We start from the raw sequence: 20001 nt of genomic DNA, 5'->3' as shown, positions 1-20001 counted from the left end.
ACGCCGATCGCGGGTCAGGGTCAGCGCGGCGACGGCGCCGTCCTCCTCGCGAAGTCGACATACGCCTCGACGGTGTCCTCCGCCACGATCGCGCGCAGCACGACCTCGTCGGCGGCCGTGGTGTAGGCCTCGAGAGCATCCCCCAGCTCGGTGACGTCGCGGATCGTCGTGTCTGCGGCATTCACCCCCATCCGCTCGAAGTTCGCGGCGTAGTTCGGGAACGAGGCGTATCGGGCTGTCTCCGCCTCGAGCCGTTCGCGCGCCGCGGGGGCGATCGCCGTGCGCACGTAGACGGCGATATGCGCGTCCGGCGCGATCGCGTGCAGCGCCTCGGCCTGGTCGCGGGCCTCGGTCGGGGGCACCCAGTTGAGCAAGACGCCCTCGGCGAGCTCGACGCCCGTTCGTCGCATCTTGGGGCCCAAGGCCCCGACGAGAACGCGCGGCACCCCGGCCTCGTGCAGCACCGAGACGGCCTCGGTCACCCGGGCGAGAGCCCCCTGCTTCGCCATGCCCGAGCCGATGCCGAGCGTGAGCCGGTCGAGGGGAAGAGCCAGGGATGCCACGTCGGCGGCGATCGCTTCGGCGGGCCTGCGGTCGACGGGCACGACCCCGGTCGCGAGACGGAGCCGGTCGGTCACGCGCGCTGCGGCCGCCAGCGCCGCCAGGGCGTCGCCGTCGGGGGTGTCGTTGATCCAGAGCGTGTCGAACCCGGCGCTTTCGACGACCGGGGCGATCCGGGCGACGGCGTCGGGACCCAGCGAGCCGGCGAGGCCCAGCGAAACGGTTCCGCGCGTCACGACACGCCTCCCGCGTGGGGAACAGCCTGAGCGACCTGGCCCACGGCCGAGAAGAACGTGGCGAGATCGACGTCGTCGGTCGGCAGCAGCACGACGTCGTCGACACCCGCCGCCTGGAAGCGCGCAACCCCCTCGGCGACCTCGCCCACCGATCCCGCGAGCACGCGGTCGGGCGCGTCCTCGCGATCGGACATGACCGCCGTCGCGCGCTCTCGCGCATCCGGACCGAACGCGGTCAGCACGTACGCCACGATGTCCGCGCGGCCTTCTCGACCGGCTTCTGCGCGCCCGGCCTGCACGGTCTGCACGGCGGCGGCGATCTCGGCGACGGTGTGCCGACTGTCGAGCACCACCCCGTCGGCCACGGCGCCGGCGAGGCTCAGAGTCTTGGGCCCTTCGGCGGCGGCATAGACGAGGGGAGCCTGGGCGGGCGGCCAGTCAAGAGCCACGTCGCGGAGTCTCACATAGCGCCCCTCAGCGCTGACGGTCTCGCCGGCGAGCAGCGACCGCAGCGCGGGCAGGTGCTCGCGCATGAGCGTCAACGGAGACGCGGCTTTCGCCCCGACCTGTCGCATCCAGTCCTGCACCCCGTGCCCGAACCCCGGAAGGAGGCGCCCAGGGAACATGCGCTCGATCGTGGCGATCTCCATCGCCGAGGCGGCCACGTTGCGCAGCGGAAGTGGGGCGATACCGACCCCGATGCGCAGATGATCCGTCACGGCGAGCGCCGCGGCGGCCGCGGCCCAGGCCGAGGAGCGGAAGCAGTCCTCCCAGAGCCAGAGTTCTTCGACACCGGCGTCTTCGGCCGCGCGCGCGGCGTCGCGCAGCTGCTCGGGCGGATGCGGGTAGGGGCTGAAGATCGTGCCGATACGACTCATGGTTCTACTCTGCCGCCAACCTCGGACATCGGGGCGCGACAGCACGCGGGTCGCAGGTGCTCGCACATGCCGAAACCGCATTCGTTCGTCGAGGACGCAGAAGAGCGCGGCCGACCGGGTGCGTCCTCGCCGAACGTAAACGTCCTCGTCACGTGCGCGTCCGCGAGAACGACGGAGCCCCCGACCACGAGGTCGGGGGCTCCGGGGCGGCTCAGTCGGTCGAGCCCGAGCAGGTGACGATGGCGAACTGGCCCGTCGAGGTCTGCTCGGCGATGACCTCGCCGTTGAAGGTGATCTTGCACGAGACGGTGGACGCGGACTGGTCGGCCTGGGCCACGAGAGAGAACACCGAGAAGTTGAACATTCCGGACGAGTCCACCGCGAACTCCGTCTTCCACGGCGCGGCGACGTCGGTGGCCTGCTGCGTGGAGCTGCCCGACGAGTCGGCCGTCAGGTAGGTGACGTTCGCGACGGTGGCGCCGTCGGAGGTGACCTCGTAAACGAGGTTCCCGCCGGCGACCGCCTCGGCGGAACCCGAGTCGTTCGAGCCCGCCGCCCCGTCGACCGGGGTGACCGGCACGACGGTGCTGTTCTCGAGGCTCTCGTTGACCGCTCCGGCGACGCCGGCGATCGCGGCGAGCGAGACGACGATCGCGATGATCCAGGCGACGACGCCGAGCGCGAGGCCCGTCCATGCAAAGGCGCGGGCGCGGTTCTTGCGGACGAGACCGATGATTCCGAGGATGATCGCGGCCAGTGCGGGCAGCCACGCGATGAAGCTCACGATGGGGACGATGGCGAAGACGATCGCGACCGCGCCGACGATCAGCGCAGCGAGGCCGACACCGTTCTTCTGCGTGGTGGTCGGTGCATCGGGAGCCGCGGCGGGCGCGGGTACAGAGGTGCTCATGCTGTTCTTTCGTGTTGGTGCCCGCATCCCCCAATGGGCGGGCTCAACCTTCCACGGTAGCGGACTCACAGCTGGCGCATAGTCCTAGCACAGCTCCCACTCACCTCGCGCACACGGGGAACGCCCCGGAGCCGAAGCCCCGGGGCGTTCATCTCATCGTTCTACGCGGCGAGCGCCTGCGCGGCGGCCGAGACGCTGAAGCCCGCGGCGGTGGCATCCACGGTCACCGCTCCCCCATCGCTCAACTCACCCGAGACGAACAGGTCGGCGATGCGGTCGTCGACCTCGCGCTGAATGACGCGGCGCAGCGGCCGCGCCCCGTACTCGGGCTCATAGCCGACCTCGGCGAGACGGTCGATCGCGGCATCCGTCACCTCGAGCGTGACCTCGCGAGAGGCGAGCCGGCGCGAGGTCGCGTTCAGCAGCAGCCGCACGATCTGGCGCAGCTGCGCCATCTCGAGCTTGCGGAACAGCACGATGTCATCGATGCGGTTGAGGAACTCCGGCCGCATCGCCTCGCGCAGCTTGCCCATCACGCGGTCGCGCAGGTCGTCGTCGGCGAACTCACGCCCCGTGGTGGTGAAGCCGATGGCCCCCGACCGGGATGCCAGGAACTCGGCGCCCAGATTGGACGTCATCACGATGACGGTGTTGCGGAAGTCGACCGTGCGGCCCTGGCCATCGGTCAGGCGGCCGTCGTCGAGCACCTGCAGCAGCAGGGTGAACACATCGGCGTGGGCCTTCTCGATCTCGTCGAACAGCACGACGGCGTAGGGGTTACGGCGCACGCGCTCCGTGAGCTGGCCGGCCTCGTCGTAGCCGACGTATCCCGGAGGGGCGCCGATCAGACGCGACACGGTGTGCCGCTCGCCGAACTCGCTCATGTCGAAGCGGATCACGGCGCCGTCGTCGTCGAAGAGCGACCCGGCCAGGGCCTTCGCCAGCTCGGTCTTTCCGACGCCGGTGGGGCCGAGGAACAGGAACGACCCGACCGGGCGGTTCTCGTCGCCCATGCCCGTGCGGTTGCGACGAACGGCCTTGGCGACGGCGGCGACCGCGTCGTCCTGACCGATCACGCGAGCGTGCAACTCGGCCTCGAGGTCGGCCAGGCGGCCCCGCTCGGTGGCGGTGAGGCGTGCGACGGGGATGCCGGTGGCCCGGCTGATGACCGCGGCGATCTCGGGCTCGTCGACGACGGCGGCGGCGCGCGGGGCGCTGGTCGCCTCGTCGAGTCGCTGCTGCACGGTGGCCATCTCGTCGCGCAGGCGCGAGGCTTCTTCGTAGTGCTCGGCCGAGACGGCGGCGTTCTTGTCGGCCTCGAGGGTCGCGAGACGCTCGAGCAGCGACGAGGTGTCGACCGTCACACCGAGGCGCAGGCGCAGTCGCGCCCCGGCCTGGTCGATCAGGTCGATGGCCTTGTCGGGCAGCACGCGGTCGGGCAGGTACCGGTCGCTCAGCTCGACCGCGGCGCGCAGGGCGTCGTCGGTGTAGGTGACGGCGTGGTGCTCCTCGTACGCCGAGCGGAGTCCGCTCAGGATCTCCACGGCATCCGGGATCGAAGGCTCACCGACACGCACGGGCTGCAGGCGCCGCTCGAGGGCGGGGTCTTTCTCGATCGTGCGGTATTCGCGCAGGGTCGTCGCACCAATCAGGTGGACATCGCCGCGGGCGAGGCGGGGCTTGAGGATGTTGCCGGCGTCCATCGATCCGTCGCCACTGCCACCGGCTCCGACGAGCGTGTGCACCTCGTCGATGAAGACGACGAGCTTGTCGGAGGCCGCGATCTCGTCCATCGTCTGGGTGAGGCGCTCTTCGAAGTCGCCGCGGTAGCGGGCGCCCGCGAGCATCGCGGCGAGGTCGAGCGAGACGACGCGGGTCTCGCGCAGCTGCTCGGGAACCTCGTTCGCGACGATCGCGCGAGCCAGACCCTCGACGACGGCGGTCTTGCCGACGCCGGCCTCGCCGATCAGCACCGGGTTGTTTTTGGTGCGACGGCTGAGGATCTCGATGGTCTGCTCGATCTCGTCGGAGCGACCGATGACCGGGTCGAGTTCGCCGGCCGCCGCGCGGGCGGTGAGGTCGGTGCCGAAACGGTCGAGGTTCGGGGTGACGGATGCCGACTCCCCGGTCATCTCGTCCTGCTCGCCGCCCATGACGGTCTCGCGCACCCCCTGGGTGAGGGCCTCGGCGGTGACGCCAGCTTGAGCGAGGATCTGCCCGGCGGGCGCGTCCTGCGCGAGCACGAGCGCGAAGAAGAGGTGGTCGGGGTCGACGTAGGTCGAGCCCGCGGCACGCGCGACCTGGAAGGCGTGGAAGAGCGCGCGCTGCACGGAGCCGGCGACGACGGCGCCGTCGACGTTCGCGGGGGTCGCCGCCGCGGGGAGGCGGCTCTCGGCGGCGCGGGCGATGGCGGCCGGGTCGGCGCCGAGTCGGGCGACGGCCTCTTTCGCGGGCGATCGTCCGACCAGGACGTGGAGCACGTGCAGGGCGTCGAGCTCGCGCTGTCCGCGGCCGAGCGCGAAGCGACCGGCCTCTTGAAGGGCATCCTGGGTGCGGGCGCTGAGGAACCGGCTGAGGTCGATGGAGCGCTCGGCGCGCGCCTGCTCGCCCGCGAGGTAGCGGGCGAGGAACTCGTCGAACGACTGAGCGCCGTCACCGGGGGTGAAGTCTTCGGGCAATTCCGTCTCCTGAGATACGTGAGTGCGGTTCGCTCAAGTTTGCTTCTTGAGCGCCGTCGTATCAAGTTCAACGCGAGGGTCCCGGGTCTATTCCCGCAGCGTCGGGTCGGCCTCGTTCCACAGCTCCACCGTCTGCACGAGCCAGAACACCGCGAAGAGCGCCAGGGCCACCGACTCCCCCACGAGCACCACCGGGACACCCGCGCGCTCGAGCCCCGAGATCACGCCGACCACGAGCAGAACGAGGGTCACCACGATCCCGACGGCCACGCTCGCATACGCGATGCGCACCCCGCGGCGAAGGCGCCCGGTCCGCCGCGGTCGCCAGGCCGCCACCGCCGCCACCGCTATGATCAGCACGAAGAAGGCGACCGCCGCGATCTGGTGCGCCCCCGCCAAGAACGCCTCGGGCGCGATCACCGCCCACATCGCCCCTCCGGCGACGATCACGACGACCACCCCGATCGTCGCCGCCACCCCGGCACTCGCGGTGCCCTGCACCCGGGCGAGGATCGCCGCCGCGATCACCCCGAGCAGGACCACGGATGCCACCGCCACGGCGTTGTTCGCCACGGTCGGCCGCACCGCGGGCGGTACGCACCGCGCCACGTCGAGACAGGCACCCGACGAGACGGTCGTCGGCACGTAGGCGATCGCGAGGGCCAGTACCGCGGCGATGTCGAGCAGGCCCTGCTCGAGGCTCCGACCCGACAGGGCGAGCAGCGCGAGGGCGATCGCGGTCAACGAGCCGACGAAGATCGGACCCGCGGGCGTGTAGTAGGCCGCGCTGACGGACGGCAATCCCTCGCCGCTCAGCAGTTCCAGCCCCACCCCGATCGCCAGAAGGGCCGTCGCGCCGATCAGGCCCAATCGCACGTACCGGTAGGTGCGCTGTGTCGAGGTGGTGCGGATGCGCATAGCCGCATCCTGGCATCCCCCTCCGACATCGCGACGAGACGGGGCCGGCGAACCGGACGCAACCGCCTCCGCCGATGTCGGAGGCGTCTGCCAGAATCCCGGCATGCGCGAATTCCTCGCCGGAGCGGCCCTGCTGGCACGCGGCCTCGGTCAATGGCGCCGGACGCCCGGCGCGATGGCGCTCGGGCTCATTCCGGGAACCCTGGTCGGTCTGGTCTTCGGCGCGGCCCTCGTGACGTGGGGTCTCGTGCTCCCGGGCCTCGTCGACGACTGGACGCCATTCGCCGACGCCTGGATGCCGTTCTGGGCCGGCGCTCTGCGCACCGCGATCGGCGTGGCCTCGTTCGGCGCCGCGGTCCTCGTGGTGATCGTGTCGTTCACGGCCGTCACCCTCGCCGTGGGCGAGCCCTTCTACGACCGCATCTGGCGGGCGACCGAGAGGAGCGCGACCGGAACGGTCCCCGACGCGGAGTACGGGTTCTGGAGGGCCGTCGGCGACAGCGTCCGGCTCATCCTCCGCGGCATCCTGGCGGCCGCCCTCGCGTGGCTCATCGGACTCATCCCCTTCGTCGGGGGCGTCCTGGGTTTCGTCACCGGCGTGGTCCTGACCGGTTGGCTGCTGGCCGACGAGCTCACCTCGCGTGCGCTCTCGGCGCGTGGCCTCGACAGACAGGCGCGCCGCCGACTGCTGCGCACCCATCGCGCGCGTGCCCTCGGGTTCGGGGTGGCGACGCAGTTGTGCTTCCTCGTGCCGCTGGGGGCGGTCGCGGTCATGCCCGCGGCCGTCGCCGGCAGCACGCTCTGGGCGCACGCCGCCCTGGGAGTCACGCCACGGCCGCGTCCCGCCGTTCGCGGCGCCGTTCCCGCGACGGCGCAACCCACCTCGCCGACGGACCGGCGCGCGGACTCGGCACGATAGCCTGGAGCGACCGAAGGGATCCTCATGTTCATCGTCTCGCTCATCCTGTTCGTCGGCGGCATGCTGCTGACCGGCATCTCGTTCTCGCTCGCCGCCCCCGCGCTGTTCTTCGCGCTCGGCATCATCCTCGTCTCGGCCTCGCTGGCGCTGCCGTTCCACTTCGGCACCCGCTGAGCCCGCATCTCGGATCGGCACCGTCCCACGTCACCCCCGGGTAGCGTGGACCGGTGCCTTTCTCGTTCGACGCCCTGCGTCGCCGCCCCGATCTCGAGGGCCCCAACCTTCTGGCGGTCGACGCCGCCGACCGCCTGATCCTCGACGAGTCAGCGGACGCGCGAGCCCAGGTCGGCGACGACGAGATCGTCGTGATCGGCGATTCCTACGGGGCGCTCACCCTGGCGGCAGCGGATGCCGGAGGTCGCGGCATCCGGGTCCATCAAGACGAACTGCTGGGCGAGGAAGCCCTGGCGCTCAACGCCCGCGGCACCGGTCTCGAGGATTCCTTCGTCTCGCACCCGCTCGATGCCGCGCTTCTCACCGGGGCGCGGGTCGTCCTCCTGCGTCTCCCCCGGTCGCTCCAGGCTCTCTCGGACATCGCCGGGCTGATCGCTCTTCACGCGCACCCCGACGTCGTCGTCTACGCCGGCGGTCGCCTGAAGCACATGACCCCGTCGATGAACGACGTGCTGCGGCGATTCTTCACCCGGCTCGACGTCACGCATGCGCGGCAGAAGTCGCGGGTCCTCGTCGCGCGTGGCCCCCACGACGGCGCCGAGCCCGTCCCCGAGGGCGCCGAGATCGACGGCATCGCGGTCCGCGCATTCGGCGGCGCCTTCGCGGGCGCATCGATCGACATCGGCACGCGGCTGCTGCTCGCCCACCTCCCGGCCCCGCAGAGAGGCGAGGCGATCGACCTGGCGTGCGGGACGGGAGTGGTCGCCGCGGCCCTGGCGACGCGGCATCCCTCCCTCCGGGTCATCGCGTGCGATCAATCGGCAATCGCGGTCGCGTCCGCCCGGGCCACCGCCGAGGCCAACGGGGTGTCCGATCGCGTGAGCGTCGTCCGCGACGATGTCTTGAGGGGGCAGCCGGATGCCACGGCGTCGTTCATCGCGCTGAACCCGCCGTTCCACGCCGGATCCGCCATCAACGAGGGTCTCGCTCCCCGGATGTTCGCCGACGCGGCCCGGGTGCTCGCCCCCGGCGGTGAGCTCTGGACCGTGTGGAACTCGTCGCTGCAGTACCGCCCCGCTCTCGAGCGACTCGTGGGCCCGACCCGTCAGGTCGCTCGCGACCGAAAGTTCACGGTCACGGTGTCGACGAAGCGCTGAACCTCCTTCCGTCGACCCGTGGCGAGCGCGCTGTTCCCGGCGTAGATTCCGTCTGACGTCGACGAGGAGGTGCGCCGTGCGGATCCGAACCGCTGCTCCGTTGCTCGCCCTCGTCGTTGCCCTCGCGGCGGTGTTCGCGACGGGAGCGTCGGCGGCCGGAGCCCCCGCGTCGACGTCCGTGCGCGCCGATCCCCTGTCCGACGCCCTCACGGCTCCCCTGCTCGCGGACTGCTCGAGCATCACGGACAACGGTCGCGGCTACGCCCGATTGCACGGCATCGGTCTGTGCGGCGCCGACTCGACACCCGCGTCGCAGCCCCTGCGCACCGAGCTCGTCGGCGGCGAGGAATGCGGCTCGGCGACGCTGACGATGACGAGTCGCGGCGGCGGGCTGGCCGCGATCGACTGGCGGGTGAGTTCCGAGACGGGACCGATCGTCGCCGTCGAACTCGACCTCGCGTTCGCGAGCCACGCGGGCGGAGAGATGCGCCACTTCTCCGACCGCTCGCCCAGCGTCCATGCCCACGAAGGGACGGTCGCCTTCCTCGGGGTGGGCCGCGCCACGGCCACCCTCTCCGGGTCGGTCGAGACCTTCACCGCCACGTGCCGCATCGTTCCGGCGAGCGTGCGCATCCTCGTGCGCTGAGGCTCACCGTGCGGTGTCAGCCCTTGCCGCCGGGAGGACCCACGACCAACAGCACGACGAACACGACCACCACCACCGCGACGAGCACCAGCGCGAGCGCCCAGGGCCGGCGGAGGAAGAATCGCAGCAACCGGTCGAGCGGCTGTCGATCGCGCGGGTCGCCACTGTCATCGAGTCGCCACGGCCCGCGGAGGCGTCCGGTGCGGTGCAGCCAGATCTCGGTGGGGATCGTGGCGTAGGGGATGACGGCGCTCACCACCGCGAGCGCGGTCGGCCCGAGGCCCCAGCGCTGGTTCAGCGCCACGAGGACGGCGGTGGCCCCGTAGGCGAGGAACACGAAGCCGTGGATGCCACCCCCGATCGACACCGCGATGGGAAGGTCGGCGACGGCGCGCAGGATCAACCCGCCGATCAGGAGCGTCCACGAGATCGCCTCGGCGATCGCGAGGGTGCGAAACAGGGTCAGGGGCGTGCGGAACACGTCTCTCCTCGTTCGGGTCGGGGGCTTCCCACCCTACGGAAGACGCGGCGACCACCCGGGCTTCTCGGTTCGACGTCGAGACGACACCCGATCGGCAGATCGGCCGCATCGAGCGGCGCGTAGGCTGAAGGGATGGCGGAATCCCGGGGGCGCGTGTGGACCGGGGTCATCCGCGTGGGGCCGCACCGCGGTGATCACCGCGTCGCTCTTCGCGCCGTCCTCAGTGTCGGCATCCCGCTCCTCCTGCTCCTGGCGCTCGGGCGGCTCGACCTCAGCGTGTACGCGAGCTTCGGGGCTTTCGCCGCGCTCTACGGGCGGACCGACCTGCCCCGCACACGCGTACGCATGCAGGCCGTGGCGGGCACCGTCCTCGTGTCGTGCATGCTCGTCGGCACTGCTCTCTCCGCGCTCGCTACTCCGGCGATCACGAGTGTCGCCGTCGTCGCGGTCCTCGCCGCGGTGGTCACCCTTCTCGCGTACCGAGCCCAGTGGCATCCGCCCGGCGCCCTCTTCGCCGTCTTCGCCGCGGGAGCCACCGCGAGCTTCCCGGCCACGGCCGAGACGTTCCTCACCGTCATCCTCGTCGGGGGCGCGAGCGTGCTGTGGAGCCTGCTCGTGACGACGGTCTTCATCCTCGCGCGCCGAGGTTCGTGGCGACGCCCGGCACGCACGCGCCCGCTGATCGGCTCGGTGGCGTGGGAGATGACGGCGACCGTCGGCGTCGCAGCCCTCCTCGCGGGAGTGGCCGGAGCCCTCCTGGTGGGCACCCACTGGTACTGGGCGATGGTCGGTGCCGTCGCCGCCGTCGGCGGGGCGCACGTCACCGCCCGACTCATCCGCGGCGTGCAGCGGCTCGTCGGGACAGTGCTGGGCGTGCTGATCGCCGCGGGTCTTCTCGCCCTCGACCTGCCGCCGTGGGTCGTGCTGTTGGTCGCGGTGGCCCTGCAGGCGGGTGCCGAGCTGTTCGTCGGGCGCAACTACGGTATCGCGATGCTCTTCATCACCCCGCTCGCCCTGCTCATGGTGTCGCTCGCCTCGCCCGTCGCCCCCGAGATGCTGCTGCGCGACCGCGTGATCGAGACGGTCATCGGCGTCGCGGTCGGAACCGTCGTCGCCATCGTGTCGGCGGGACTGCGACGCCGATCCGCGAGAAGCTGAGCCCGACATGGACACCGATCGACAGCGCCGCCTCTCCACCGACACCGCCGAACGCATCAGCGCGGGCTGCTACGGCGCCCTGGTCTCGGCATCGACCCTCATCGGTCTCGGCGAAGCCGACCTGAGCGACGTGATCCTCGTGGTCGCGCTGACGAACGTCGTGTATTTCGCCACCCACGTCTTCGCGTACACGCTCGGCGACACCTCGCCCGACCGGCCGTCGAAGATCTTCCGCCACCACATGCGGGTGAGCGCGCCCATGGTGTCGGTGACGTTCCTGCCCCTGCTGGTGGTGGTTCTGCTCGTCGCCTTCGGGGTGGGCCTCGCCACCGCCCTGCTGTGGGGCGTGGGGGTCGCCATGACCTATCTCGTGGTAGTGGCCACCGCCGGAGCGCGCCTGCGCGGCTCCTCCGCCCTCGTCGTCGTGATCACGGCCGTGGGGGCGGCTCTCGTCTCGGCGCTGCTCATCGTCGCGAAGCTCCTGCTCCACTGACCGGAAGGCCTCCTCATCACTGCTCACCTCACCGTCGTCGGCGCGATCAACGTCGACCTCACCGCTCGCGTCCAGCGCTCCCCCGGCCCCGGCGAAACCGTCGCCGACGGCGTCCTCGACCGCGGCCCGGGCGGCAAAGGCGCGAACCAGGCGGTCGCCGCTGCCCGCCTCGGCGCCACCGTTCGGCTCATCGGCGCCGTCGGCGATGACGCCGAGGGCCACGGCATCCGGGACCGCTTCGCATCGATCGGACTCGACGCCTCGGGCGTGCAGACCGCGGATGCCGCGACCGGAACCGCCCTGATCGTCGTCGACGCGACGGGCGAGAACTCGATCGTCGTCTGCGCCGGGGCGAACGCGGCGATCGACGCGGACGCGCTCGGCATCGAGCCGGGAGCGGCGGTGCTCCTGCAGCTGGAGGTGTCGGATGCCGTGGTCTCGGCCGCCGCACGTGCCGCCGGGTTCCTCGCGGTCAACGCCGCCCCCGCCCGCCCGCTTCCCGCCGACGTCCTCGAGCGGTGCGATCTCGTGATCGTCAACGAGACCGAGTACGCGCAGCTGCCCGAGGTGCACGACGCGCCCCTGCTGTGCGTCACGCTGGGCGCCGAGGGCGCGCGACTTTACCGCCGGGGCGAGCTCGTCGCGTCGGCCGCCGGGGTGCCGACCACCGTCCGCAACACCGTCGGCGCAGGAGACGCGTTCTGCGCGGCCCTCGTCGTCGGGCTTCTTCGCGGCGACGACGAAGCCGATGCCCTCGCGCGCGCGTGCGCGGTGGGCTCGGCCGCCGTGGGCGACGACGCCTCGCAACCGGCACTCGCCGCACTCGACACGTACGGAGTCCCCGCATGAGCCGCCGCCCGATCCTCGTCGACTGCGACACCGGCATCGACGACGCCCTCGCCATCGCGTACCTGCTGGCCGAGCCCTCGGTCGAGGTCGTGGGCGTGACGACCGTTTCGGGGAACACGGATGCCGCCCGCGCGGCCGCCAACACCCTGTCGCTGTTCGAGCTCGCCGGCGAGGACGACATCCCGGTCGCGATCGGCGCCCACGACTTCCGCGGTCGCGCCTACGCGGGTGGTGCCCCGCACGTGCACGGGGACGACGGCCTCGGCGGCATCGCGCTGAGCGCCGCGGCCCGCGCGCACGATGCCCGCGCGGCGGTCGAGCTCATCGACCACCTGGCGTCGCGGCATCCGGATCTCACCGTCCTCGCCCTGGGGCCCCTGACGAATCTCGCCGCATACGCCGAGGCACCGGGAGTCGCCCGGTTCGACCGCCTCGTCGTCATGGGCGGCGCCTTCGCCCACTCGGGCAACGTCACGGCGTGGGCCGAGGCGAACATCCACAACGACCCCGAGGCCGCGGCCCTCGTCTTCGCGCAGGACTGGGACACCACCCTCGTCCCCCTCGACGTCACGATGACGCAGACCCTGGATGCCGCCGACCTCGTGCGCCTCGAGGCGATCCCCGGTGCCGTGCCGCAGGCGCTCGCGCGGATGCTGCCGCACTACCTCGACTTCTACGCCGGCGTCTTCCCCGACCGGCGCTGCGCGCTGCACGACCCGCTCGCCGCGATGGTGGCCGCGGGGGCGCTGCGCGGAGTCAGCGTCGCGTCGGGCCACGTCGACGTGCGGCTCGAACGCGGCGAACGCGGGCGGACGGTGTCTTCGCACGGCTCGTCGACGCAGAGATGGGTGCGCGGCATGGAGGGCTCGGCGGCCGAGGTGCTGCTGGAGCGGCTCGAGTCGCGGGAGTGGCCCGCCTGAGGCTTCGCTCTAGCTGCGGCGCCTCTTCAGCCACGCCGCGAACCGCGACGTGTGGCGGTCGGTGAACTCGTTCGCGAGCCGGAACGCCTCGTCGCCGATGTCAGCGCCCGCGTTGATGGCCTCGATCGAGCGGAGGGCTCGCTGTTCCTGATCGTCGTGCTCGTCGTGGGCCATGGTGTCCAGGGTACGAGCGTCGGCCGGGGAAAGTGCCGGTGACGGCGGAGGGAACGACGGAGCCCGCCCTCGCGCGATGCGGGGCGGGCTTCGTCGTGGGCGTCGGAACTCAGAAGTCCCAGTCGTCGTCCTCGGTCGCCTCGGCCTTGCCGATGACGTACGACGAACCCGAGCCACTGAAGAAGTCGTGGTTCTCGTCGGCGTTCGGCGACAGGGCCGAGAGGATCGCGGGGTTCACGTTCGTGACCGACGCGGGGAACATCGCCTCGTAGCCGAGGTTCATCAGCGCCTTGTTCGCGTTGTAGTGAAGGAACTTCTTCACGTCTTCGCTCAGTCCGACCGAGTCGTACAGGCTCTGCGTGTACCCCACCTCGTTGTCGTAGAGCTCGTACATCAGCGAGAACGTGTAGTCCTTGATGTCGTCGCGACGGGCCTGGTCGACCGTCTCGAGACCGCGCTGGAACTTGTAGCCGATGTAGTACCCGTGCACGGCCTCGTCGCGGATGATGAGGCGGATCAGGTCTGCCGTGTTGGTGAGCTTGGCGCGGCTCGACCAGTGCATCGGCAGGTAGAAGCCCGAGTAGAAGAGGAACGACTCGAGCAGGGTCGAGGCGACCTTGCGCTTGAGCGGGTCGTCGCCACGGTAGTAGTCCATGACGATGCGCGCCTTCTTCTGAAGGAACTCGTTCTCGGTCGACCAGCGGAACGCCTCGTCGATCTCCTTCGTCGAGCACAGCGTCGAGAAGATCGACGAGTAGCTCTTCGCGTGCACCGACTCCATGAACGCGATGTTCGTGTAGACGGCCTCCTCGTGCGGGGTGATCGCATCGGGGATGAGCGAGACGGCGCCGACCGTGCCCTGGATCGTGTCGAGGAGCGTGAGCCCCGTGAACACGCGCATCGTGAGCGTCTGCTCATCGGGGGTGAGCGTGTTCCACGACTGGATGTCGTTCGACAGCGGCACCTTCTCGGGCAGCCAGAAGTTGTTCACGAGACGGTTCCAGACCTCGAGGTCCTTGTCGTCCTGGATGCGGTTCCAGTTGATGGCCTGCACGTGGTTCAGCAACTGCAGCTTCTCAGCCATGTCGTTCCTGTGTCCTTGATCGATGGGTGGTCAGCGGGTCAGAGCATGCACGAGACGCACTCGGTCATGTCGGTGCCCTCGAGCGCCAGCTGACGCAGACGGATGTAGTAGATGGTCTTGATGCCCTTGCGCCACGCGTAGATCTGCGCCTTGTTGATGTCGCGGGTGGTGACGGTGTCCTTGAAGAACAGCGTCAGCGACAGGCCCTGGTCGACGTGCTGCGTCGCGGCGGCGTACGTGTCGATGACCTTCTCGTAGCCGATCTCGTACGCGTCCTGGTAGTACTCCAGGTTCTCGTTCGTCATGAACGGAGCCGGGTAGTAGACGCGACCGAGCTTGCCTTCCTTGCGGATCTCGATCTTCGAGGCGATCGGGTGGATCGAGCTCGTCGAGTTGTTGATGTACGAGATCGAGCCGGTCGGGGGTACGGCCTGCAGGTTCTGGTTGTAGATACCGTGCGCCTGGATCGAAGCCTTCAGCTCACGCCAGTCGTCCTGCGTGGGGATCTGAACCCCGGCGAAGAGCTCCTTCGCCTTGGCCGTCTGCGGCTCCCACACCTGGTCGGTGTACTTGTCGAAGAACTCGCCCGACGCGTAGGTGGAGTTCTCGAAGCCGTCGAAGGCCGTGCCGCGCTCGATCGCGAGGCGGTTCGAGGCACGCAGCGCGTGGAACAGCACCGTGTAGAAGTAGATGTTCGTGAAGTCGATGCCCTCTTCGGAGCCGTAGTAGACGTGCTCACGAGCGAGGTAACCGTGCAGGTTCATCTGACCGAGACCGATGGCGTGCGAGCGGTCGTTGCCGTCTTCGATCGAGCGCACAGAGGCGATGTGGCTCTGCACGCTGACGGCGGTGAGGGCCCGGATCGCGGTCTCGACCGTGAGGCCGAGGTCGCCACCGTCCATCGCAAGGGCGATGTTCATCGAACCGAGGTTGCAGGAGATGTCCTTGCCGATGGTGTCGTACGAGAGGTCCTCGTTGTACGTGGTCGGCGTGTTGACCTGCAGGATTTCGGAGCACAGGTTTGACATGTTGATGCGACCGGCGATCGGGTTGGCCTTGTTCACCGTGTCCTCGAACATGATGTACGGGTAGCCCGACTCGAACTGGATCTCGGCGAGGGTCTGGAAGAACTCGCGCGCGTTGATCTTCGTCTTCTTGATGCGCGGGTCGTCGACCATCTCGCGGTACTTCTCGGTGACCGAGATGTCGCCGAACGGCTTGCCGTAGACCTTCTCGACGTCGTACGGCGAGAAGAGGTACATGTCCTCGCCGTTCTTCGCGAGCTCGAAGGTGACGTCGGGGATGACGACACCCAGCGACAGCGTCTTGATGCGGATCTTCTCGTCGGCGTTCTCGCGCTTGGTGTCGAGGAAGCGGAGGATATCGGGGTGGTGGGCGTTGAGGTACACCGCGCCGGCGCCCTGACGCGCTCCGAGCTGGTTGGCGTAGCTGAAGCTGTCTTCGAGGAGCTTCATGACGGGGATGATGCCCGACGACTGGTTCTCAATCTGCTTGATCGGCGCACCCGCTTCGCGGATGTTCGACAGCAGCAGGGCCACGCCGCCGCCGCGCTTGGAAAGCTGCAGCGCGGAGTTGATGCCGCGGGCGATCGACTCCATGTTGTCTTCGATGCGCAGGAGGAAGCACGACACGAGCTCGCCGCGCTGCGCCTTGCCCGCGTTGAGGAACGTGGGCGTGGCCGGCTGGAAGCGGCCCGAGATGATCTCGTCGACGAGCTGGACGGCCAGACGGGGGTCGCCGTCGGCGAGGGCGAGGGCGGTCATGACGACGCGGTCCTCGAAGCGCTCGAGGTAGCGCTTTCCGTCGAAGGTCTTGAGCGTGTAGCTCGTGTAGTACTTGAAGGCGCCGAGGAAGGTCTCGAAGCGGAACTTCGCGCCGTAGGCGCGGTCGTTGAGCTCCTGGATGAAGTCCATCGAGTACTTCTCGAGCACGGTGGGCTCGTAGTACTCCTTCTCGACGAGGTAGTCGAGGCGCTCCTTGAGCGAGTGGAAGAACACCGTGTTCTGGTTGACGTGCTGCAGGAAGTACTCCCGCGCCGCCCGCTTGTCGGCGTCGAACTGGATCTTGCCGTCGGCGTCGTACAGGTTCAGCATCGCGTTGAGGGCGTGGTAATCCATTCCCTCGAATCGCGCCTCGGTCTTGAAGTCCACGTCGGTCAGCTCAACTTCCACCATCGTTCCAATCCCTCGGTGACCCGCTCGACGTCGTCGGGCGTGCCGAATACTTCCAGCCGGTACAGGTGCGGCACGGCGCACTTGCGGCTGATGATGTCGCCGGCGAGGCAGAAGGCATCGCCGAAGTTCGTGTTCCCCGCGGAGATGACCCCGCGGATGTTGCGTCGGTTCCGCTCCTCGTTGAGGAACCGGATGACCTGCTTGGGGACCGCGCCCTTCTCGACGCCCCGGCCGGCACCCCCACCGTAAGTGGGGGTGACCAGCACGAAGGGTTCGTCGACGTGGAGGGGCGGATCGGTCGGCCGCAGCGGAATGCGCACGGCCCGCTTGCCGAGCTTCTCGATGAAACGCGCGGTGTTGCCCGACACGCTCGAGAAGTAGACCAGCAGCGGAGCCTCGGTCGCCGACAGGACAGTGCTCATGACGGTGGTCTGAGAGCCTGTCGCCGGATCAGGCGAGGCGCGAAGCGAGCTCGTCGATCTTGTCGGGGCGGAAGCCCGACCAGTGGTCCTCGTCGGTGACGACGACGGGTGCCTGAAGGTACCCGAGCGACTTGACCTGCTCGAGCGCCGTCGGGTCTTCGGACAGGTCGAGCACGTTGTACTCGATGCCCTTCGAGTCGAGTGCGCGGTAGGTCGCGGTGCACTGGACGCAGGACGGCTTGGTGTAGACCGTGATCGCCATGTCGTTCTCTCTCTCCCCTGGAAAAACTGTGTCCGGGCGGGCAGGGCCAGCCGGGACCTCAATACTACATATGGGGACGGACATCGGAAGGAACCACAAGGGGTAGTAGTTACATCAGTGTGATTTTCCACCGTCTCTCCCCATGTACAACACAGGTTGTCCACGATTTCATCCACAGATCGACCCCCTTCCCGGGTGTTCTTAACAGGCGCGATTCCGCGGTTCTCGCGGCTCCGCTCGATGTCTGTCCACAGGTCGGACGCTAGACGGGGGTTCCGACATTGCACAGGCGGGCGAAAACGTCCGTGGGCGTGTCGCGGCGTGTCGCGACGCGGCGACCGGACGGGGCCTCGGCGCATGTCGGAGGTCGGCTGTAGCGTTATCCGGTGGCCGGCTACCGCGAACTCCTCCGAACCCCAGGCGTGGGGCGCATTATCGCCGCGCAGTTGACGGCGCGGTTCCCCAACGGCATGACCAGCCTCGCCGTGCTCCTGCACATCGAGCACGTCACCGGTTCGTACGGCGCCGCCGGCCTCGTCCTGGCCGCCACAAGCATCGGCCAGGCCGTCGCCGGCCCCGTCACCAGCCGCTGGATGGGCATCTGGGGCATGCGCCGCGTACTCACCGTCACGCTCCTCGTGTGCGCGGCGGCGATCGCGACCCTCGCCCTCATCGAGATGCCGCTCCCCCTCTACATGGTGCTCGGTCTCATCGCCGGCCTCTCCACCCCGCCCGTGCAGTCGGCGGTCCGCACCATCTACCCCAAGATGGTCAACTCGAAGCGGCTCACCCCGCTGTACTCGCTCGACGCCTCGCTGCAAGAGATCATCTGGGTCCTCGCACCGGTGCTCATCACCCTCGTGGCGACGCAGGTCGGCACCGTCCCGGGTCTGCTCCTCGTCGTGGTCATCCTCCTCGGCGGGGGCGCGTGGTTCATCCTCAGCCCCGAGGTCGGTCGCGTGCGCATCCCGCGCAGCCGCCGCGGGCTCGGTCGCGTCCTGGCGAAACCGCCGGTCATCCTCGCCACCGCCACCGGGTTCCTCCTGATCGGCGCGTGCTCGGCCGTCGAAGCGGGCGTCGTCGCGACCTTCGACCACGGCGGGCTCGAGGCGGGTCTCATCCTCGCCGTCTTCGCCGTCGGCAGTCTCGCCGGTGGCCTCTCGTTCGGCCACATCCCCATCGGCCCTTGGGCGATGGCCCGACGTTTCGCGATCGTCGCCCTCGGGCTCTCTCTCACCGTCTTCTCGCTCAACGCGTGGTGGATCGGTGCGACCCTCCTCGTCGCCGGTGCCGGCATCGCACCGGCGCTGGCCGTGATGTTCGCCATGACCTCGGCGAGCGTCCGCTTCAGCGAGACGGCCGAGGCCTACGGCTGGATCGGCACGGGTCAGCTCATCGGCGCGGCCGCGGGCTCGGCCGTGGCGGGCTTCCTCGTCGACGGGGTCGGCCCGACCGGCGCATACGTCGCCGCAGCCGGATTCGCGGCGCTGGGATTCGTCGTCGCCGCGGTCTTCGTCCGGGGATTCCCCGATCTCCGCCACCGCGACGCGAGCCCCATCCCCGACACCGAGCCGGTGCACACCATCACCTGAGTGGATGCCGGGGTGCGCGGGATCCCGTGTCGGAACGCCCCGACGGGCGGGTCAGTGCGTGCGTCGCAGCAGCTCGAGCACGGCGAGTGCGTACGCATCCGCCGGGGCCGGGTGGTCGAACACCAGCGTCGACCCGCCGATCGAGATCTCGACCTCGTAGGTGTCGGACAGTCGGCGCAGGGAGCGGAAGGTCGAGCGCAGCATCTCGCGCAGCTGCGACTCCGACGGCAGCCACAGCGCATCCTCGGTCGCGACCGAGTCGAGCGCCCACTCCGTCGTGCCGTTGAAGGCGAGGATCCGACCCGTGGGGTAGTCGCGCGGCTCCACCGTCATGTCGCTCACGGTGAAGACATCGGCCTCGAACTCCGGTTCGTCGAGCTGGAAGCGGTCACCGGATCGCGGATGCCACACCAATCCGGCCTCGCGCAGGGCCTGGGCCATCTCGGTTGAGATCATGGCATCCATTCTGGGGGCGTTCTGTGACGACGGGTCGGCGGCGTTGCGCGCGGACGGAGCAAGATGGATGCCATGTCCTCTCCCGTGACCCTCCCGCAGCTCGCCTGGGGCGACCCGAACGGACCGCAGGCCCTGCTCGCCCACGGACTCGGCTCCGACGGAGCCCTCATGTGGCGGTACGGCGTCGCGCTGGCCGAAGCGGGGTGGCGCGCCGTCGCCGTCGACCTCCGCGGGCACGGGGACGCACCGCGCACCCTCGACTACCGCCTGTCGGCGTACGCGGCTGATCTGCGCGGGACGACGCCTTCGCACGGAGGGGCGTGGGATGCGGTCGTCGGGCACTCCCTCGGCGGCGCCGCATCGACCCTCGCTGCGGCCGAGAGCCCGGGGTGGACCCGTCGCCTCGTGCTCGTCGACCCGGCCATCCTCTTGTCGGAGGAGGACCGCGCGATCGTCCGCGCGAGCCAGGAGCAGTCGTTCGACGACCCGAGCGTCGCCGCCGTCCGGGCCGCGCATCCCGACTGGCACCCGATCGACGTCGAGTTGAAGGCACGAGCGACGACGCGCGCGAGCCGGTGGGCCGTCGAGCAGACGAGCCTGCAGAACGCCGCGTGGGACGTGCGCGCGGCGGCGGCCGCGCTGTCGGTGCCGACGCACGTGGTCGGAGCCGATCCCGCCGTGCACTCGATCTTCACGGGCGAGCTCGCGGCCGAGGTCCTCCGCAACCCCGTCGTGACGATGAGCGTCGTCGACGGCGCCGGTCACTCTCCGCATCGCGACCGGCCGGAGGCCGCGGTGGCCGCCGTCCTCGACGCCCTGCGCTGACCCGCGCATACGC

At 69.9% G+C, this 20001-nt stretch carries 22 protein-coding genes; 10 read left to right on the top strand and 12 right to left on the bottom strand.

Annotation, left to right across the window (positions count from 1 at the left end):
* Positions 1-20: 20 nt before the first annotated feature.
* The 5 genes from QBE02_RS15875 to QBE02_RS15855 all read right to left on the bottom strand — a co-directional run bounded on the left by QBE02_RS15875 (position 21) and on the right by QBE02_RS15855 (position 6181).
* Positions 21-797, bottom strand: a complete 777-nt coding sequence (locus QBE02_RS15875) for an LLM class flavin-dependent oxidoreductase (protein WP_279366565.1) — start codon at positions 795-797, stop codon at positions 21-23.
* Positions 794-1675, bottom strand: coding sequence for an LLM class flavin-dependent oxidoreductase (locus QBE02_RS15870; protein WP_279366564.1), 882 nt, complete (start codon positions 1673-1675; stop codon positions 794-796). The genes QBE02_RS15875 and QBE02_RS15870 overlap by 4 nt, the downstream gene beginning before the upstream one ends.
* A 211-nt stretch (positions 1676-1886) precedes the next feature.
* Positions 1887-2585 carry an MmpS family transport accessory protein gene (locus tag QBE02_RS15865; protein ID WP_279366563.1) on the bottom strand — a complete coding sequence of 233 codons (699 nt, stop codon included), beginning with the start codon at positions 2583-2585 and terminating at the stop codon, positions 1887-1889.
* Between the two features lie 161 nt (positions 2586-2746).
* On the bottom strand, positions 2747-5263 hold the full coding sequence (locus QBE02_RS15860; protein ID WP_279366562.1) for an ATP-dependent Clp protease ATP-binding subunit: 2517 nt from the start codon (positions 5261-5263) through the stop codon (positions 2747-2749).
* A gap of 87 nt (positions 5264-5350) precedes the next feature.
* Positions 5351-6181: a hypothetical protein gene (locus QBE02_RS15855; RefSeq protein ID WP_279366561.1), complete on the bottom strand. Its 831-nt coding sequence runs from the start codon at positions 6179-6181 to the stop codon at positions 5351-5353.
* Positions 6182-6284: 103 nt separating this feature from the next.
* On the opposite strand from QBE02_RS15855, the gene QBE02_RS15850 reads away from it, so the two are divergent.
* The 4 genes from QBE02_RS15850 (at position 6285) to QBE02_RS15835 (ending at position 9077) form a co-directional block, all read left to right on the top strand.
* A complete protein-coding gene (locus QBE02_RS15850) occupies positions 6285-7100 on the top strand; it encodes an EI24 domain-containing protein (protein WP_279366560.1) in 816 nt (271 codons plus the stop codon).
* Between the two features lie 24 nt (positions 7101-7124).
* Entirely contained in the window at positions 7125-7274 is a 150-nt protein-coding gene (locus QBE02_RS15845) for a hypothetical protein (RefSeq protein ID WP_164481596.1), read from the top strand.
* A gap of 53 nt (positions 7275-7327) precedes the next feature.
* Positions 7328-8431, top strand: a complete 1104-nt coding sequence (locus tag QBE02_RS15840; protein ID WP_279366559.1) for a class I SAM-dependent methyltransferase — start codon at positions 7328-7330, stop codon at positions 8429-8431.
* A gap of 76 nt (positions 8432-8507) precedes the next feature.
* Positions 8508-9077: a hypothetical protein gene (locus tag QBE02_RS15835; RefSeq protein WP_279366558.1), complete on the top strand. Its 570-nt coding sequence runs from the start codon at positions 8508-8510 to the stop codon at positions 9075-9077.
* A gap of 16 nt (positions 9078-9093) precedes the next feature.
* Here QBE02_RS15835 and QBE02_RS15830 read toward each other — a convergent pair whose 3' ends face one another.
* Positions 9094-9558, bottom strand: a complete 465-nt coding sequence (locus tag QBE02_RS15830; protein ID WP_279366557.1) for a DUF3817 domain-containing protein — start codon at positions 9556-9558, stop codon at positions 9094-9096.
* Positions 9559-9690: 132 nt separating this feature from the next.
* Between QBE02_RS15830 and QBE02_RS15825 the strand changes: the two genes are divergently transcribed.
* The 4 genes from QBE02_RS15825 to QBE02_RS15810 are packed head-to-tail and all read left to right on the top strand — an operon-like array spanning position 9691 to position 12978.
* Complete coding sequence (locus tag QBE02_RS15825; protein ID WP_279366556.1) at positions 9691-10716, top strand: FUSC family protein; 1026 nt, start codon at positions 9691-9693, stop codon at positions 10714-10716.
* A gap of 7 nt (positions 10717-10723) precedes the next feature.
* The gene (locus QBE02_RS15820) at positions 10724-11209 is read left to right on the top strand and encodes a hypothetical protein (protein ID WP_279366555.1); all 486 of its coding nucleotides are present in this window, start codon (positions 10724-10726) and stop codon (positions 11207-11209) included.
* Between the two features lie 15 nt (positions 11210-11224).
* On the top strand, positions 11225-12058 hold the full coding sequence (locus QBE02_RS15815) for a ribokinase (protein WP_279367910.1): 834 nt from the start codon (positions 11225-11227) through the stop codon (positions 12056-12058).
* Complete coding sequence (locus tag QBE02_RS15810) at positions 12055-12978, top strand: nucleoside hydrolase (RefSeq protein WP_279366554.1); 924 nt, start codon at positions 12055-12057, stop codon at positions 12976-12978. The genes QBE02_RS15815 and QBE02_RS15810 overlap by 4 nt, the downstream gene beginning before the upstream one ends.
* 9 nt (positions 12979-12987) lie before the next feature.
* Here the strand turns inward: QBE02_RS15810 and QBE02_RS15805 are convergent, their stop codons facing one another.
* From QBE02_RS15805 to nrdH, 5 genes are all read right to left on the bottom strand, one after another.
* Entirely contained in the window at positions 12988-13152 is a 165-nt protein-coding gene (locus QBE02_RS15805) for a hypothetical protein (RefSeq protein WP_279366553.1), read from the bottom strand.
* Between the two features lie 109 nt (positions 13153-13261).
* The gene (nrdF, locus tag QBE02_RS15800) at positions 13262-14236 is read right to left on the bottom strand and encodes a class 1b ribonucleoside-diphosphate reductase subunit beta (protein ID WP_279366552.1); all 975 of its coding nucleotides are present in this window, start codon (positions 14234-14236) and stop codon (positions 13262-13264) included.
* Positions 14237-14274: 38 nt separating this feature from the next.
* On the bottom strand, positions 14275-16431 hold the full coding sequence (gene nrdE / locus QBE02_RS15795) for a class 1b ribonucleoside-diphosphate reductase subunit alpha (RefSeq protein ID WP_279366551.1): 2157 nt from the start codon (positions 16429-16431) through the stop codon (positions 14275-14277).
* A complete protein-coding gene (nrdI, locus tag QBE02_RS15790; RefSeq protein WP_056228982.1) occupies positions 16413-16853 on the bottom strand; it encodes a class Ib ribonucleoside-diphosphate reductase assembly flavoprotein NrdI in 441 nt (146 codons plus the stop codon). The genes nrdE and nrdI overlap by 19 nt, the downstream gene beginning before the upstream one ends.
* A gap of 28 nt (positions 16854-16881) precedes the next feature.
* Entirely contained in the window at positions 16882-17115 is a 234-nt protein-coding gene (nrdH, locus tag QBE02_RS15785) for a glutaredoxin-like protein NrdH (RefSeq protein ID WP_056228987.1), read from the bottom strand.
* Positions 17116-17501: 386 nt separating this feature from the next.
* Here nrdH and QBE02_RS15780 point away from each other — a divergent pair, with 386 nt between their 5' ends.
* Positions 17502-18707 carry an MFS transporter gene (locus QBE02_RS15780; RefSeq protein WP_279366550.1) on the top strand — a complete coding sequence of 402 codons (1206 nt, stop codon included), beginning with the start codon at positions 17502-17504 and terminating at the stop codon, positions 18705-18707.
* A 51-nt stretch (positions 18708-18758) separates the two neighbouring features.
* Here the strand turns inward: QBE02_RS15780 and QBE02_RS15775 are convergent, their stop codons facing one another.
* Positions 18759-19163: a pilus assembly protein CpaE gene (locus tag QBE02_RS15775; RefSeq protein ID WP_074696714.1), complete on the bottom strand. Its 405-nt coding sequence runs from the start codon at positions 19161-19163 to the stop codon at positions 18759-18761.
* 72 nt (positions 19164-19235) lie between these two features.
* On the opposite strand from QBE02_RS15775, the gene QBE02_RS15770 reads away from it, so the two are divergent.
* Positions 19236-19988: an alpha/beta fold hydrolase gene (locus QBE02_RS15770; RefSeq protein ID WP_279366549.1), complete on the top strand. Its 753-nt coding sequence runs from the start codon at positions 19236-19238 to the stop codon at positions 19986-19988.
* The last annotated feature ends 13 nt before the right edge of the window (positions 19989-20001 follow it).

It is taken from the genome of Microbacterium testaceum (assembly GCF_029761935.1).
Taxonomy (GTDB): Bacteria; Actinomycetota; Actinomycetes; order Actinomycetales; family Microbacteriaceae; genus Microbacterium; species Microbacterium testaceum_A.
Note: the sequence above shows the minus strand (reverse complement) of the source record. Positions and strands in the feature narration are given on the sequence as shown.

Coding starts and splice junctions, on each gene's coding strand:
- nrdF (WP_279366552.1), bottom strand. CDS start 14,236: ATGGCTGAGAAGCTGCAGTTGCTGAACCACGTGCAGGCCATCAACTGG.
- QBE02_RS15825 (WP_279366556.1), top strand. CDS start 9,691: ATGGCGGAATCCCGGGGGCGCGTGTGGACCGGGGTCATCCGCGTGGGG.
- QBE02_RS15845 (WP_164481596.1), top strand. CDS start 7,125: ATGTTCATCGTCTCGCTCATCCTGTTCGTCGGCGGCATGCTGCTGACC.
- nrdI (WP_056228982.1), bottom strand. CDS start 16,853: ATGAGCACTGTCCTGTCGGCGACCGAGGCTCCGCTGCTGGTCTACTTC.
- QBE02_RS15855 (WP_279366561.1), bottom strand. CDS start 6,181: ATGCGCATCCGCACCACCTCGACACAGCGCACCTACCGGTACGTGCGA.
- QBE02_RS15805 (WP_279366553.1), bottom strand. CDS start 13,152: ATGGCCCACGACGAGCACGACGATCAGGAACAGCGAGCCCTCCGCTCG.
- QBE02_RS15865 (WP_279366563.1), bottom strand. CDS start 2,585: ATGAGCACCTCTGTACCCGCGCCCGCCGCGGCTCCCGATGCACCGACC.
- QBE02_RS15850 (WP_279366560.1), top strand. CDS start 6,285: ATGCGCGAATTCCTCGCCGGAGCGGCCCTGCTGGCACGCGGCCTCGGT.
- QBE02_RS15820 (WP_279366555.1), top strand. CDS start 10,724: ATGGACACCGATCGACAGCGCCGCCTCTCCACCGACACCGCCGAACGC.
- QBE02_RS15770 (WP_279366549.1), top strand. CDS start 19,236: ATGTCCTCTCCCGTGACCCTCCCGCAGCTCGCCTGGGGCGACCCGAAC.
- QBE02_RS15810 (WP_279366554.1), top strand. CDS start 12,055: ATGAGCCGCCGCCCGATCCTCGTCGACTGCGACACCGGCATCGACGAC.
- QBE02_RS15775 (WP_074696714.1), bottom strand. CDS start 19,163: ATGATCTCAACCGAGATGGCCCAGGCCCTGCGCGAGGCCGGATTGGTG.
- nrdH (WP_056228987.1), bottom strand. CDS start 17,115: ATGGCGATCACGGTCTACACCAAGCCGTCCTGCGTCCAGTGCACCGCG.
- QBE02_RS15870 (WP_279366564.1), bottom strand. CDS start 1,675: ATGAGTCGTATCGGCACGATCTTCAGCCCCTACCCGCATCCGCCCGAG.
- nrdE (WP_279366551.1), bottom strand. CDS start 16,431: ATGGTGGAAGTTGAGCTGACCGACGTGGACTTCAAGACCGAGGCGCGA.